The organism is Streptomyces sp. NPDC090106, assembly GCF_044747265.1.
In the GTDB taxonomy this organism is placed as follows: domain Bacteria; phylum Actinomycetota; class Actinomycetes; order Streptomycetales; family Streptomycetaceae; genus Streptomyces.
Map to the genome: position 1 here is coordinate 107,553 of NZ_JBIVDS010000007.1, position 14,001 is coordinate 121,553.

12 protein-coding genes are annotated in these 14,001 nt (G+C 73.6%); 7 read left to right on the forward strand and 5 right to left on the reverse strand.

Going from position 1 to position 14,001, the window contains the following annotated elements; genetic code table 11:
• Positions 1–67 precede the first annotated feature (67 nt).
• Entirely contained in the window at positions 68–1,528 is a 1,461-nt protein-coding gene (locus ACIPSE_RS23220) for an aldehyde dehydrogenase family protein (protein ID WP_401665191.1), read from the forward strand.
• Here ACIPSE_RS23220 and ACIPSE_RS23225 read toward each other — a convergent pair.
• The 4 genes from ACIPSE_RS23225 to ACIPSE_RS23240 are packed head-to-tail and all read right to left on the reverse strand — an operon-like array spanning position 1,525 to position 7,334.
• A complete protein-coding gene (locus ACIPSE_RS23225) occupies positions 1,525–2,766 on the reverse strand; it encodes a type III PLP-dependent enzyme (protein WP_401665192.1) in 1,242 nt (413 codons plus the stop codon). The two genes, ACIPSE_RS23220 and ACIPSE_RS23225, sit on opposite strands and share 4 nt — an antisense overlap.
• Entirely contained in the window at positions 2,763–4,445 is a 1,683-nt protein-coding gene (locus ACIPSE_RS23230; protein ID WP_401665193.1) for an IucA/IucC family protein, read from the reverse strand. Before ACIPSE_RS23230 ends, ACIPSE_RS23225 begins: the two co-directional genes overlap by 4 nt.
• A gap of 55 nt (positions 4,446–4,500) precedes the next feature.
• Complete coding sequence (locus ACIPSE_RS23235; RefSeq protein ID WP_401665194.1) at positions 4,501–6,120, reverse strand: IucA/IucC family protein; 1,620 nt, start codon at positions 6,118–6,120, stop codon at positions 4,501–4,503.
• Positions 6,117–7,334: an acetyl-CoA carboxylase biotin carboxylase subunit family protein gene (locus tag ACIPSE_RS23240; RefSeq protein ID WP_401665195.1), complete on the reverse strand. Its 1,218-nt coding sequence runs from the start codon at positions 7,332–7,334 to the stop codon at positions 6,117–6,119. Before ACIPSE_RS23240 ends, ACIPSE_RS23235 begins: the two co-directional genes overlap by 4 nt.
• Before the next feature lie 279 nt (positions 7,335–7,613).
• Here ACIPSE_RS23240 and ACIPSE_RS23245 point away from each other — a divergent pair, with 279 nt between their 5' ends.
• Complete coding sequence (locus tag ACIPSE_RS23245; protein ID WP_401665196.1) at positions 7,614–8,450, forward strand: (2Fe-2S)-binding protein; 837 nt, start codon at positions 7,614–7,616, stop codon at positions 8,448–8,450.
• Positions 8,451–8,530: 80 nt separating this feature from the next.
• Complete coding sequence (locus ACIPSE_RS23250) at positions 8,531–8,953, forward strand: spore germination protein GerW family protein (protein WP_401665197.1); 423 nt, start codon at positions 8,531–8,533, stop codon at positions 8,951–8,953.
• A gap of 12 nt (positions 8,954–8,965) precedes the next feature.
• Here the strand turns inward: ACIPSE_RS23250 and ACIPSE_RS23255 are convergent, their stop codons facing one another.
• Positions 8,966–10,714, reverse strand: a complete 1,749-nt coding sequence (locus tag ACIPSE_RS23255) for an ABC transporter ATP-binding protein (protein ID WP_401666055.1) — start codon at positions 10,712–10,714, stop codon at positions 8,966–8,968.
• Between the two features lie 156 nt (positions 10,715–10,870).
• On the opposite strand from ACIPSE_RS23255, the gene ACIPSE_RS23260 reads away from it, so the two are divergent.
• The 4 genes from ACIPSE_RS23260 to ACIPSE_RS23275 all read left to right on the forward strand — a co-directional run bounded on the left by ACIPSE_RS23260 (position 10,871) and on the right by ACIPSE_RS23275 (position 13,951).
• Entirely contained in the window at positions 10,871–11,956 is a 1,086-nt protein-coding gene (locus tag ACIPSE_RS23260) for an S-(hydroxymethyl)mycothiol dehydrogenase (RefSeq protein ID WP_401665198.1), read from the forward strand.
• Positions 11,956–12,585, forward strand: coding sequence for an MBL fold metallo-hydrolase (locus ACIPSE_RS23265; RefSeq protein WP_401665200.1), 630 nt, complete (start codon positions 11,956–11,958; stop codon positions 12,583–12,585). Before ACIPSE_RS23260 ends, ACIPSE_RS23265 begins: the two co-directional genes overlap by 1 nt.
• Positions 12,575–12,949, forward strand: coding sequence for a DUF4180 domain-containing protein (locus ACIPSE_RS23270; protein WP_401665202.1), 375 nt, complete (start codon positions 12,575–12,577; stop codon positions 12,947–12,949). Before ACIPSE_RS23265 ends, ACIPSE_RS23270 begins: the two co-directional genes overlap by 11 nt.
• 87 nt (positions 12,950–13,036) lie before the next feature.
• Positions 13,037–13,951 carry an SDR family oxidoreductase gene (locus ACIPSE_RS23275; protein ID WP_401665203.1) on the forward strand — a complete coding sequence of 305 codons (915 nt, stop codon included), beginning with the start codon at positions 13,037–13,039 and terminating at the stop codon, positions 13,949–13,951.
• Positions 13,952–14,001 lie beyond the last annotated feature (50 nt).

The following is a 14,001-nucleotide window of genomic DNA, read 5'->3' on the forward strand; positions in this document are numbered from 1 at the left end:
GGCGAACAGAGCATGCGAGCAGAGCAAGTGAATCTTGGTTCACATCGCGAACGAAGAGGTTCGGATCATGCCCATCACCCGCGAACTGTTCATCGGCGGCAAGGACGTACCCGCCGCCTCCGGCCGCACGGCCGAGGACCACAACCCGTACACCGGGGAGGTGTACGCGACCGTCGCGGCGGCGGGCCCCGAGGACGTCCGCAGGGCCGTCGACGCGGCCGACGCCGCGTTCCCCGACTGGGCGGCGCTCGCCCCGTTCGCCCGGCGCGCGATCCTGCTGAAGGCGGCCGACCTGCTGGAGGGCAGGGGCGACCAGGTCGCCGAGCTCATGGCCAACGAGGCCGGCGGCACCCGCCCCTGGGCCTACTTCAACGTCGCCCTCGCCGCCAACATGTTCCGCGAGGCCGCCGCCGCGGTCACCGCCCCGCGCGGCGAGGTGCTCAGCGCCCAGGAACAGGGCGCCCTCGGACTCGCGGTCCGTGAACCCCTCGGCGTGGTCGCCGCGTTCGCCCCCTGGAACGCCCCGGTCATCCTCGGCGTACGGGCCGTCGCCGCACCCCTGGCCGCCGGGAACACCGTCGTCGTCAAGGCGAGCGAGGACGCGCCGCTGGCCTGCGGGCTGTTCGTGGCCGACGTCCTGCGCGAGGCCGGACTGCCGGACGGGGTGCTGAACGTCCTCACCAACGACCGGGCCGACGCCGCGGAGATCGCCGAGTCCCTGATCGCCGACCCGCGCGTCCGGGCCGTGAACTTCACCGGCTCCACCGGCGTCGGACGGATCATCGGCGAGCACGCCGCACGCCATCTCAAGCCCGCCGTACTGGAGTTGGGCGGCAAGAACGCGGTGCTCGTCCTCGACGACGCGGACGTGGACTACGCCGTGGACGCCGTCACCTTCAGCGTCTTCATGAACGCGGGACAGATCTGCATGTCCGGCGACCGCATCCTCGTCCACGAGGCCCTGGCCGACGAGTTCACGCGGAAGTTCGCCGCCAAGGCCGCCTCCCTCCAGTCGGGCGACCCGAACGACCCGCACACCGTCGTCGGGCCGCTCGTCGCCGCGTCGGCGGCGCGGCGCGTGGCCGCGCTCGTCGAGGACGCCGTCGCCAAGGGCGCCGAGGTGCTGACCGGCGGAGGAGCGCCCGAGGGCGCGGTGCACCCGGCGACGGTCCTCACCGGGGTGCCGAAGGACGCGGAGATCTACCACGCCGAGGCGTTCGGCCCGGTCTGCGTGGTGGAGACCTTCGCCGACGACGAGGTCGCCATCGCCCTCGCCAACGACACGGACAACGGTCTGACCTGCGGCATCATCACCGAGAACGCCACGCACGGGCTCACCGTCGCGCGTCGGATCCGTACCGGCATCGTCCACATCAACGACCAGTCCGTCGCCGACGAGCCCCAGGCGCCCTTCGGCGGCGCCAAGGCGTCCGGCTACGGCCGGTTCGGCGGACGCTGGGGCCTGGAGGCCTTCTCCAACACCCGCTGGGTGACCATCGCCACCCAGCAGGCCCACTTCCCGTTCTAGAGCGTCACCTCTTCCGGAGGGGCACCCGTCGCCGCGACGGGTGCCCCTTCCTGTGCCTCGTCGTGCGGCCCGGCGTCCAGGAAACGGAAGCCGGGCCGCGGGTGCATCAGGAAGTCGTGGTGCGAGATGTTCCAGGCGTAGGCACCCGCCAGGGAGAACAGCACCCGGTCGCCCGCCCGGAGCCCGGGCGCCTCGACCCGGCGCGCCAGCACGTCCTTCGGTGTGCACAACTGCCCGGCCAGGGTGAGCCGTTCACCTTCCGAGGCCGGTCTCGGCCACGGGTGCGGCCAGGCGTCGACCGGCAGGACGGAACAGGGCTGGTCGTGGCCCTTGGCCGCCGGAGTGCGCAGATGGTGGGTGCCGCCCCGGACCACCGCGAACTCCTCGCCGTGGCTGCGCTTCACATCCAGCACCTCCGTCGCGTACCAGCCGCAGTACGCCGTCAGCGCCCGGCCCGGCTCGATCCGCAGGGTCACCCCGGGGTGCGCCGCGGTCAGTCGCGCCAGCCCGGCGCCGTACGCCGCCCAGTCGAACCGGCGTTCAGGGGCGGTGTAGTCGACGTGCATCCCCCCGCCCACGTTGACCTCCGTCACGCCGAGCCCGACGGCCCACGCCACGACGGCCCCGGCCACCGCCACCAGCCGGGTCGCCTCCAGCCCGCTCGCCAAGTGGGCGTGGATCCCGGCGAGTTCGAGGTGCGGGTAGGTGCCGTCCCGGAGGGTGCGGACGGCATCGCGCGCCTCTGCCGGGTCCATGCCGAACGGTGTCGGCCGCCCGCCCATGGCCAGCGAACCGCCCGCCAGCGAGCCGTCCTTCAGGGGCAGGTTGACGCGCGGCAGCACGGCGACGCGACGACCCGCCCCGGCTGCCAGCGCGGCCAGCACCCGCAGTTCGTGCGCGCTCTCCACATGGAACCGTCCGACCCCCGCGCTCAGCGCCGCGGCGATCTCGTCCGGCGTCTTCCCGGGGCCGCCGAAGGCCAGCGGACGCCCGGGCACCGCCTCGGCGACATGGGCGAGTTCACCGCCCGACGACACCTCGTAGCCGTCGACGTACGGCGCGAGCGCGGCGAGGATCCGCGGCTCCGGATTGGCCTTGGCGGCGTAGTAGAGCTCCACCCGGCCCGGCAGCGCGCCCCGCACGGTCGCGGCGTGCGCGCGCAGCGCATCCACGTCGTAGATGAAGGAGGGGAGTTCGTGCGACGGCAGGGAGAGGGCGTGGTCGCGGGCCGGCGTCATCGGGGGTCTCCGTTCAGGATGTCCTCGGCGAGCGGGGAGGGCAGCCGGACGTAACCGGCCTCGCGGTCGGCCTTGCGTTCCCACCGGGTCAGCAGGTTCGCCTTGGCGGGCAGCGGCACCCCCGCCAGGAGGGCGGCGAGCCGGGGCGGACACCCGTGCCGGTCGGCGTACGCCTGGAGCGTCGCCCGGACCCGGCCCCACAGGGCGGTCTCCGCCTCCGGGTGCAGATCGGCCAACGCCGCCAGCAGCTCGGCGACATGGTTGACGAACAGGCAGTACACGACCCGGTCCCAGCCGCGCCGCGCGTCGTACGTCATCGGCCCGGCGACCTCGGGCGGCAGGGCGGCCAGCGTGCCGGCGTGCCGCTCGGGGAGGAGCTTGGTGCCCTCCAGGTCGCGGAAGAGGACCTGGGCGGGCATGCCGTCGCCGTCGACGCAGACCAGCACGTTCTGGAGGTGGGGTTCCAGGACGATCCCGTGGTCGAAGTAGGCGGCCAGCACCGGCGGCACGAGCAGGTCGAGATAGGCGGCCCACCAGTCCAGGGCCGCCCCCGCGCCGGGGCCGCCGAGGAGCCGGGAGACATGCGCGTCGCCGCTCACGTACTCGTCGGCGACCGACGCCGCCAGCAGTGCGGTCGTCCCCGGCGCGAGCCGCCTCGGCAGGCCCTCGCGGACGATGACCCCGAACCCCTCGAACAGCGCCCGGTCGGGCGTGCCGTCCGGTCCCGGCAGGGCCAGCGTGCGGTAGGCGGGCTCGCGGAGCACCGCGCTGCCGGGGAAGCGGCGGGCGAGGCCGTCCAGGGCGGGACCGAGCAGACGGGTCAGGGCCACCGCGCCGGACAGCTCGTAACTGCTGTTCTTGCGCAGGCAGTTGGTGATCCGCACGTTCAGGCTGAACTTGAGGAACGTCTCCCCGTCGTACAGGGTCCGCACGGACGCGGTGGCGGCGAAGGGACGGCCGCCCGGCCCGAGGTCGACGACGTCCCCGCGCCGGAGCGCGGCGCCGAGCGCGGGATGGTCGCGGAGCGTCTCGTACTGCCAGGGGTGGACCGGCAGGAGCCGGTACCCGGGCGGCACCTCCCGCAGCCCGTCCAGGACGGCGACCGCGGACGGCTCGGCGGCCTCCTCGGCGATCAGGCCGGCCCGTACGGCGAGATGCCGCAGCGGGAAGAGCGCCCCCGCCTCCGGCGCGTACACCGACCAGGCACGCGGGTCACCGGTGCGGGCCTTGGGGGTGGGGTGGAAGCGGTGGCCGAAGCGGAGCGACTGCTCGGAGGCCAGGTACGGGTCCTGGTGCGCCCGCCGGGGCGAGGCGAGCACGCTCGACACGGCCTCGTGACTGGAGGCGACCTGGTCGAGGAACTCGTCGTTGCGCACACCCGTCCGCAGCGACAGCTCGTCGCGCGCGTACGCGGCGAGCCGCTCCCAGCCCAACTCCTCCCACCCGCCCTCGTGTCGTACCTCCACGGGGCCGGTGAAGCGGTGGGCGCCGAGCAGGGAGGTGCGGCGCAGGGCGACGCGCAGCAGCACGCCGCGGCGGGGGAGCCGCAGCAGGAGCCGGCCGTCGGTGACGACGCTCTGGCGCTCGGGGCCGGAGACCTCCCGCAGCAGACAGTTGAGGAGGGTGTGGGCCACCACGGCGTCGGCGGTGACCGTCGGGGCTTGGGCGAGCGAGGGCATCAGCGGCTCCAACGCGGGGTCATGGAGGGGTGAGGGGCGGTGTCCGAGGCGGCACTCAGGGCGAACCCCCGGTGCGGCGCAGGTAGTTGGGCCCGGTGGTGTAGTGCTTGTTGATGTCCGCCGCGCCCGAGCGCTCCTTGGACAGCAGCGTCCCGGCGGTGACCATCGCCTTCACGGGCAGGCGGGGCGCGTCGAGCACCCTGGCCCGCAGTACGGCCCCCGCCTCGCCGCCGAGCCGGTCCACCGCCTGGGTCAGCCGGTCCCGGACGAGGTCCAGCACCGCCTCGCGGTACCGGGGGAGGCCGAACGCGTAGGCGCCCGCGCACAGATGGACCGTGATCGTGGTGAAGAGGTCGGCGACCGGGCCGTCCCCGGTGACGTAGGTGCGCGGGTCGTCGAACCCCCACGGCCCGGGGAGCCGGGCGCCGAGCCGCTTCGCGTTGATCCGGGGACCGTCGTTGTCCTTGAACAGCAGCCGCAGACCGCCGGGCCGCAGCACCAGCGACACGTTCTGCTGGTGCGACTCCAGCGCGATGCCGTAGCCGAACAGGGTGGTCTGCCAGTCGAGGAGCAGGGTGAGGAAGGCGTCGAGGAGGGCGAGCGGGTCGCCGCCGTAGTAGCGGTCGGCGAGCAGGTCGAGGACCGTCCGGCCGTCCGGGGCGGCGGCGAGCAGGGCCGCCAGCGGGACGATCTCGTCCAGGCCGGAGGGGAAGCGGCGGCACAGCACGGCGAGGTGTTCGTCGCCCGCGTGCGCGTACGTCGACTCGTCGGCGTGCAGGATCGTCTCCCGGAACCGGGGCTCACGGTCGAGCACGGCTTCCAGGAGCCGCTGGCCCGCCGCGCCGTCCACGAGGGTGCCGGGCTTGACGGTCCGCTTGTTGCGCAGGCCCAACGTGGCCGTGGGGAGAGGCAGTTTGAGGTGCCAGGACGGGGTCACGGCCACCGTGCGCATCGACAGGGTCGGGACCACGTCCAGGTGGGGGCGGTCGGCGAGCCGCGCCCCCGGCGGCAGGTCCAGCGCTTCGACGGTCAACGGGTGCACGGGCAGCGCCAGATGGGTGCCGTCCAGGGGCAGCCCCAGCTCGGACGGGGTCGGCCAGAACTCCGGCAGCGCCCCGGTCACGGTGACGGTCTGCCGGGGCAGGGCGACCCAGCGCAGCGCGAACCGCGGCAGGAACTCGGGCGCGTACGCGCGCAGTTGCGGCTCCGTGAGTCCCGCGCGGCCCCGTGCCGTCGGGTACACGGGGTGGTCGTGGCGGGCCGCGAGCATGTCGTAGGCGAGGTCGGGCCAGAGCGCCGGGTCGGGGCCGAGGCCGGGCGGGGTGTCCGCGTGGAGCCGCACGGTGGCGAGGGTCTGGCGGCACTCCTCGGCGAAGTCGTCGAATCCGGGCCGGTCGACGGGGTCCGCGAGCGCGCGCAGTGCGGCGAGCACCTCGCCGTACGTGGTCAGTTCGGTGCCGTCGGGTTCGCGGAGCAGCAGTGGCAGCCGGGCGGCGTGCTCGCACTGGAAGCCGTCCTCGGCGACGGCGAGCAGGAGGGCGCCACGGGGCGTGGGCAGGCGGAGCCAGGGGCCGTCGGAGCGGTGGACGAGGGTGCCGCGGGTGCGCAGGCCGACCACGTCCTCGCGCAGGAGGGCGCCGAGCACCCGGGTGAGGAGTGCGTCCGCACCGGTCACGGGGTGATCTCCCAGCGCAGCCCGGCCAGGAAGCCGGCCGTCACCCGGGCCACCGTCCGCCGGTCCGTCCCGGTGGCCCGGAGCACGCCGAGGTAGTCGCGGTTGGTGCCGTACAGGGCGTGCCGCTCGCCGAGCGCCCGCAGCGGACGGTAGGTCAGCTCGACCCCCTCGACGGTGACGTCGGTCGCCGAAGGGGCCTCGGTGAGCACGCCCGCGCGGTCGGCGCAGGGGTACTCCACCAGGGCCGCGCCGTCACGGCGGGCCGCGAGGTCGGCGGGCAGCGGTGTGCCCAGGTGGGTGCGGAGGATGTGGGCGAAGAGGGGGACGCGCAGCAGTCGTGCCAGCAGCAGGTCGCACTGGTCGCCGATCGCGCGGTAGTTGACCTCGATGATCCGGGCCCGGCCCGCGTGCACCACGAACTCGGTGTGGCACGCGCCGAACCCGACCCCGAGCGCGTCGAGTTGGGCGAGCACCTGGCCGACGACCGGCTCCGGGTGCGCCGGGACGTAGGTCATCCGTCGCTCGACGAAGTACGGCGGCGGCGACAGCTCGGTGCGGAAGCCGCCCAGGACGTGGCGGATCCGCCCGTCGCCGAGGGTCTCCAGCGTGCACAGCTCGCCGGGCAGGTACTCCTCGGCGACCAGGGCGGCGCCGGGGCGCCGGGCGAAGAACGCGGCGGCCCGCTCGCGGAGTTCCTCCGGGCCGTCGACGAGGACGACGTCCTCGCTGGCCACGCCCTCGCGCGGCTTGAGCACACAGGGGTAGGGGATGTCCGGCGGCGCGGACGCCTCGGTCAGCTCCGCGGACCGGACCGTGTCCAGGCCCGAGGCGGCGAGCCGGCGGCGCGTCTCGGCCTTGTCCTTGCAGCGCAGGGTGGCCCGCCAGTCCTTGCCCGGAAGGCCGAAGTACGAGGCCGCCAGCGCCGCCTGGGTCTGGAGATGGTCGCTGTTGGTGAAGACGGCGTCGGGGCGGTGGTGCGGGGCGATCCGGCTGACGACCGCCCGGAAGTCACGGACGTCGCACTCCAGCACCTCGATCGCGGGCAAGGGCGCGTTCCCGGACGCCTCCGGGCCCGGGCGCTCCCGGTACGCGGCGCGGTGGTCGTCGGGCCGGTCGGTGAGGACGGTGACGTCGAGCCCGAGCCGGCCGGCCGCGGGCAGGAACCCTTCCGTGACGGAGTCGGTGGGGTTGAGGGCGAGCAGGTACAAGCGCATGGATGGGCGACAACTTCCGCTTGCGGGTGGTGAGTCGAGGGCGGGCCGTCGGCGGGCGCGCCCTTCGGCGGGCGGGACCTGTCGGCGGGTCACCGTCACGATGGGTGAGCTTAGGTTAGCCTTGCTTTAGTTCTCAACTGAGCGTCAGGTCCGCGCGCCGTGTCGACGCGCGGCGCCCTCGATCACGCTGAGGCCCTGATCGGGTCGAAGCCTTGATCCAGTTAAGGTAAGGCTTACCTAGCTTGTCGCTCATCGTCCTTCCCGTACTGGAGCACGCCGATGTCCGTGGCCCTGCACACCCCGCCGGACGGTGCCGTCGCCCATGTCCTCGCCGACACCTACCGCCGACTGGCCGGAATCTGCGAGGCGCTCGACGCGCGGGTGACGGAGGAACCCGGCCGGACGGGCGTGTCGGCGGCGGAACTGGCCTCCGACCCCGCCGTCCTCGACGCGTTCGTCGGCGCCGAGGCCGCCCGGATCGGCGACCGCTACGACGTCACCGTGCGCCCGGCCGTCGCCGCCTCCCGGGCCCTGCACGACTACGCCTGGTCCGTCGCCGTCCTCCTGGGCGGCACCTGGTACCTCGAACGCCGGGTGCCCCGCATCCGCCCCGAGGACCTGCGGCTCGACCTCGCCACGGGGACGTACGAGATCACCCCCGGCACCGAACTCGCCTGTCTGCCCGGAGACCCCGTCGACGGACTGCCGGGCGTGCTCACGCTGGATCAGGAGGACCGGCTGCGCGCCCAGTTGAGGATGGCGCTCGCCGAGCACATGCGGCCCCTGCTGGCCGCGATCGGGCCCGTCGCGCGGCGCCGGTCCCGCGCCCTGTGGGGCATGGTCTCCGACGACCTCGTCTCCGCCCTGTGGTACCTCGGCCGGACCCTCGGCGAGGAGGGCGCCGCGATCCGGGCCGCCACCGAGGTCCTCCCGATCCCGGTGCCCCCCTACCCGAGCGGCGCCGACTTCCGCTACCTCGTCGGCGACGACGGGCGACGGCACGCCACCCGCACCCGCGCCGGATGCTGCATGTTCTACGCGATCCGCCCGGCCGAGGCCTGTGTCACCTGCCCCCGCACGGCCGACGCGGAACGGCTGGCCAGGCTGGAGGGCTGACCCCCGCGCCGGTCGCCCCTCCCGGCACCCCGGCCCGCTCCGCCCTGTCGGAGTGCGGGGCTCCGGCTTACGGTGAGGCGATGACCGACAACGAGGAGACCTCCGTGTCCGTGCCGCTCGAGGACGCCGGCGCGGTCGACGCCACCGTCACCCTGCTCGAACGCCTGGCCGAGAAGCTGGGCGGCAAGGCCTCGGTGAGCGCCGTGTACGGCGAGCCGATCACCCGGGACGGCATCACCGTCGTCCCCGTCGCGCGCGTCGGCTTCGGTTTCGGCGGCGGCGCGGGGAAGGAGGCCGGGGCCGCCCGCTCCGGGGAGGGCGGGGGCGGGGGAGGCGGCGTCGACGCCCGGCCCCTCGGCTACATCGAGATCAAGGACGGCACGGCCGTCTACAGGCCGATCCGCGACCCCTGGCTGGACATCGCCCTGCCGGTCGCGGCGCTGCTCGCCGGGATCGTCGGCTCCCGGTCCGTGCGCGCCCTGGCCCGCAGGCGCCGCCGCTGACCGCCCCCGGCGTCACCCCGCCGTGGCGAGGAACTGCGTCGCCGCCAGCTCCGCGTACAGCGGATCGGACGCCACGAGTTCCCGGTGCGTGCCCGTGGCACGCACCGTGCCCCCGTCCATGACCACGATCCGGTCGGCCATGGTGACCGTGGACAGCCGGTGCGCGACGACCAGGACGGTCGTCGTGCGGGCCACGTCGGCGACGGTGTCGCGCAGCGCCGCCTCGTTCACCGCGTCCAGCTGGGACGTGGCCTCGTCGAGCAGCAGCAGCCGGGGGCGGCGCAGCAACGCCCGCGCGATGGCCACACGCTGACGTTCCCCGCCGGACAGTTTGGTGCCGCGATGCCCCACGAGCGTCTCCAGACCGCCGGGCAGCCGGGCCACCAGACCGTCCAGCCGGGTCGTCTTCAGAACCCGGGCGAGGGCGTCGTCGTCCGCGTCGGGGTTGCCCAGGAGCAGGTTGTCGCGCAGCGAGCCCGACAGGACCGGGGCGTCCTGCTCGACGTACCCGATCGCCGACCGCAGCCGGGGCAGCTCCCAGTCGGCGAGGTCGCGGCCGTCGAGGCTGATCGCGCCCGACTCGGGGTCGTAGAACCGCTCGATGAGCGAGAACACGGTCGTCTTGCCCGCGCCCGACGGGCCCACGAACGCCGTCATGCCCTGCGCCGGAACGGTGAACGACACCCCGTGGTGCACATACGGCAGATCGTCCGCGTACCGGAAACGGACGTCGGCGAAGGCGACGGACGCCGGTTCCGCGCCCGGGGAGGGCAGCGGGGCGGGCCGGGCGGCCGGTTCCGCGGGCAGCCGCAGCGCCTCCTGGATCCGGGCGAGGGCCGCGGCACCCGTCTGGTACTGGGTGATCGCGCCCACGACCTGCTGGATCGGCGACATCAGATAGAAGACGTACAGCAGGAACGCCACCAGCGTCCCGACGTCGATCGCCCCCGTCGCCACCCGCGCCCCGCCGACCGCCAGCACCGTGATGAACGCGATCTGCATCGCCAGGCCCGCCGTGTTGCCCGCGGCGGCCGTCCACTTCGCCGCCCGCACGCTCTGCCGCCACGACTCCTGCGCCGCCGCGTGCAGCGTCTCCTCCTCGCGGTGCTCGGCGCCCGACGCCTTCACCGTGCGCAGCGCCCCGAGGATGCGTTCCAGCGAGGCGCCCATCACCCCGACCGCGTCCTGCGCCCGCCGGCTGGCCCGGTTGATCCGGGGCACGATCACCCCGAGTATCGTCCCCGCCCCCACGACCACACCCAGCGTGACGGCCAGCAGCACCGGGTCGACCAGACCCATCATCACGATCGTCGCGAGCAGCGTCAGCCCGCCGGTGCCGAGCCCGACCAGGGAGTCCGTGGTGACCTCCCGCAGCAGGGTGGTGTCCGAGGTGATGCGGGCCATCAGATCCCCCGGCTCGCTGCGGTCCACGGCCGTGATCCGCAGCCGCAGCAGATACGACGACAACGTCCGCCGCGCACCGAGCACCACCGACTCGGCGGTGCGCCGCAGCACGTACGAACCCAGCGCCCCCACCGCCGTGTTGCCGACCACCAGCACCGACATGAGGACCAACGCCCCCGTGATCGTGCGGTCGTGGGACAGGTCGTCGATCAACTCCCTCGCCACCAGCGGCAGCAGCAGCCCGGTGGCCCCGGTGACCAGCGACAGCACCGCCCCCAGAAGCAGGGCCCAGCGGTGGGGCCGGACGTATCCCACAAGGAGCCGCCAGGCGGGTGCGGTCTGCTCGGGCTCGGACACGGCGATGCTCACGGGGCTCCCTCGGGAGGTCGGGCGGAGCGTTCAGGCTACGTCCGCCGCCTTCTTCCTGTGAGGCCCCTGCCGTGGCGCGGTTACCGATCGGTCGGACGTAGGGTCGTGCTGACGGACAACGGTTACACGGAAGGGTTCACCACCATGGCGCAAGAAGTACGCGGCGTGATCGCACCGGGCAGGGACGAGCCGGTCAGGGTGGAGACGATCGTGGTGCCGGATCCGGGCCCCGGCGAGGCCGTGGTGAAGGTCCAGGCGTGCGGCGTGTGCCACACCGACCTCCACTACAAGCAGGGCGGCATCAACGACGACTTCCCCTTCCTGCTCGGCCACGAGGCCGCGGGCGTGGTCGAGTCCGTCGGCGAGGGCGTCACGGACGTCGCGCCCGGCGACTTCGTGATCCTCAACTGGCGTGCGGTGTGCGGGAACTGCCGCGCCTGTCTGCGCGGGCGTCCGTGGTACTGCTTCAACACGCACAACGCCAAGCAGAAGATGACCCTCCTCGACGGGACCGAGCTGTCGCCCGCCCTGGGCATCGGTGCCTTCGCCGAGAAGACGCTCGTCGCCGCCGGTCAGTGCACCAAGGTCGACCCGGCCGTCTCGCCGCAGGTCGCCGGCCTGCTGGGCTGCGGCGTCATGGCCGGTATCGGGGCCGCGATCAACACCGGCAACGTCGGACGCGGTGACACCGTCGCCGTCATCGGCTGCGGTGGCGTCGGTGACGCGGCCGTCGCCGGGGCCCGCCTGGCCGGCGCGGCGAAGATCATCGCCGTGGACATCGACGACCGCAAGCTCGACAAGGCCCGCTCCATGGGCGCCACGCACACCGTGAACTCGCGTGAGAAGGACGCCGTCGAGGCGATCCAGGAGCTGACCGGAGGCTTCGGAGCGGACGTGGTGATCGAGGCGGTGGGCCGCCCGGAGACCTACCGGCAGGCCTTCTACGCCCGCGACCTCGCCGGGACCGTCGTCCTGGTGGGTGTGCCGACCCCCGAGATGAAGCTGGAGCTGCCCCTCCTCGACGTGTTCGGCCGGGGCGGGTCCCTGAAGTCGAGCTGGTACGGCGACTGCCTGCCCTCCCGCGACTTCCCGATGCTGATCGACCTGCACCTCCAGGGCCGCCTCGACCTGGACGCGTTCGTCACCGAGACCATCGAACTCACCGACGTGGAGAAGGCGTTCGAGCGGATGCACGAAGGCGACGTGCTGCGTTCGGTGGTGGTCCTCTGATGGCCGCCCGCATCGAACGCCTCGTCACCTCGGGCCAGTTCAGCCTCGACGGCGGCACCTGGGACGTCGACAACAACGTGTGGATCGTCGGCGACGACCACGAGGTCGTCGTCATCGACGCCGCGCACGACGCCGAGGCCATCGCCGCGGCCGTCGGCGACCGCAGGCTCTCGGCCATCGTGTGCACCCACGCCCACAACGACCACATCGACGCCGCCCCGGCCCTCGCCGACCTCACCGGCGCCAGGATCTGGCTCCACCCGGACGACCTGCCCCTGTGGAAGCAGACCCACCCCGACCGCGACCCCGACGCCCACCTCCAGGACGGCCAGGTCATCGAGGCCGCCGGAGTCGACCTCCAGGTCCTGCACACGCCCGGCCACGCGCCCGGCGCGGTCTGCCTCTACGACCCCGGCCTGGCCACCGTCTTCACCGGCGACACCCTGTTCGCGGGCGGACCGGGGGCCACCGGACGGTCGTACTCCCACTTCCCGACGATCATCGACTCGATCCGGGACCGGCTGCTCGCGCTGCCGCCCGAGACGAAGGTGCTCACCGGGCACGGGGACCCGACGACCATCGGCGCGGAGGCCCCGCACCTCCAGGAGTGGATCGCGCGTGGCCACTGACGACGTCGTCCCCCTCGGCGGCGTCAACGTCCTGCGCTGCGCTCCCTCCGGGCCGTCCCTGGACGGGGAGAGCGCGGCGCTCGACCTCATCGGCGACGCCATGGGACGCGACGCCCAGGTCGTCGCCGTGCCCGCCGGACGGGTCGCCGACGAGTTCTTCCGGCTGCGCTCGGGTGTCGCCGGCGCGGTGATGCAGAAGTTCGTCAACTACCGGCTGCGGCTCGTCGTGGTCGGCGACGTCTCCCGGCACACCGAGCAGAGCGGCGCGCTGCGCGACTTCGTGCGCGAGACGAACCAGGGCGGCCACATCTGGTTCGTGCCCGACCTGACGAGCCTGGAGGAGAAGCTGCGCCCGGCAGGGTGACCCGGCCGTAAAAGGTGACAGAGGATGTCCGGATTACCGGGGACCGTGGAACACGTCGAAGCACACGGTCACCCGGGAGGAACGGACATGTCACAGCCGCTCAAGGGCAAGGTCGCGCTGGTCGCCGGAGCGACACGGGGAGCCGGACGCGGCATCGCCGTGGAACTCGGGGCGGCCGGCGCCACCGTGTACGTCACCGGACGCAGCACCCGCGAACGCCGCTCCGAGTACGACCGGCCCGAGACCATCGAGGACACCGCCGACCTGGTCACCGAGGCCGGCGGCACCGGCGTCGCCGTACCCACCGACCACCTCGACCCCGCGCACGTCCGCGCCCTGGTCGACCGCATCGCCGACGAGCAGGGGCGCCTCGACGTCCTCGTCAACGACATCTGGGGCGGCGAGACCCTCTTCGCCTGGGACGCCCCCGTCTGGGAGCACGACCTCGACAACGGCCTCAGGCTGCTGCGCCTCGCCGTCGAGACGCACGCCGTCACCAGCCACCACGCCCTCCCGCTGCTCCTGCGCACCCCCGGCGGACTGGTCGTCGAGATGACCGACGGGACCGCCGAGTACAACCGCGACACCTATCGCGTCTCCTTCTTCTACGACCTCGCCAAGACGGCCGTCCTGCGCATGGGCTTCTCGCTGGGCCATGAACTCGGCCCGCGCGGCGCCACCGCCGTCGCCCTCACCCCCGGCTGGCTGCGCTCCGAGATGATGCTCGAACACTTCGGGGTGCGGGAGGACAACTGGCGCGACGCCCTCGACCGCGTCCCTCACTTCGCCATCTCCGAGACCCCGCGCTACGTCGGCCGCGCCGTCGCCGCGCTCGCCGCCGACCCCGACGTGGCCCGCTTCAACGGCACGTCCCTCTCCAGCGGCGCCCTCGCCCAGGAGTACGGCTTCACCGACCTCGACGGCAGCCGCCCCGACGCCTGGCGCTACCTCGTCGAGGTCCAGGACGCCGGCGCACCGGCCGACGTCACCGGCTACCGCTGACGATCCGCGCATGTCACCGGGGTACCGCTGACGGGCCGCGCTGCGTACGG

What these genes read in the sequence shown, in the direction of transcription:
- ACIPSE_RS23225 (WP_401665192.1), bottom strand. Translation starts at nt 2,766, where the DNA reads ATGACGCCGGCCCGCGACCACGCCCTCTCCCTGCCGTCGCACGAACTC.
- ACIPSE_RS23230 (WP_401665193.1), bottom strand. Translation starts at nt 4,445, where the DNA reads ATGCCCTCGCTCGCCCAAGCCCCGACGGTCACCGCCGACGCCGTGGTG.
- ACIPSE_RS23265 (WP_401665200.1), top strand. Translation starts at nt 11,956, where the DNA reads ATGGCCGCCCGCATCGAACGCCTCGTCACCTCGGGCCAGTTCAGCCTC.
- ACIPSE_RS23250 (WP_401665197.1), top strand. Translation starts at nt 8,531, where the DNA reads ATGACCGACAACGAGGAGACCTCCGTGTCCGTGCCGCTCGAGGACGCC.
- ACIPSE_RS23260 (WP_401665198.1), top strand. Translation starts at nt 10,871, where the DNA reads ATGGCGCAAGAAGTACGCGGCGTGATCGCACCGGGCAGGGACGAGCCG.
- ACIPSE_RS23240 (WP_401665195.1), bottom strand. Translation starts at nt 7,334, where the DNA reads ATGCGCTTGTACCTGCTCGCCCTCAACCCCACCGACTCCGTCACGGAA.
- ACIPSE_RS23275 (WP_401665203.1), top strand. Translation starts at nt 13,037, where the DNA reads ATGTCACAGCCGCTCAAGGGCAAGGTCGCGCTGGTCGCCGGAGCGACA.
- ACIPSE_RS23220 (WP_401665191.1), top strand. Translation starts at nt 68, where the DNA reads ATGCCCATCACCCGCGAACTGTTCATCGGCGGCAAGGACGTACCCGCC.
- ACIPSE_RS23245 (WP_401665196.1), top strand. Translation starts at nt 7,614, where the DNA reads ATGTCCGTGGCCCTGCACACCCCGCCGGACGGTGCCGTCGCCCATGTC.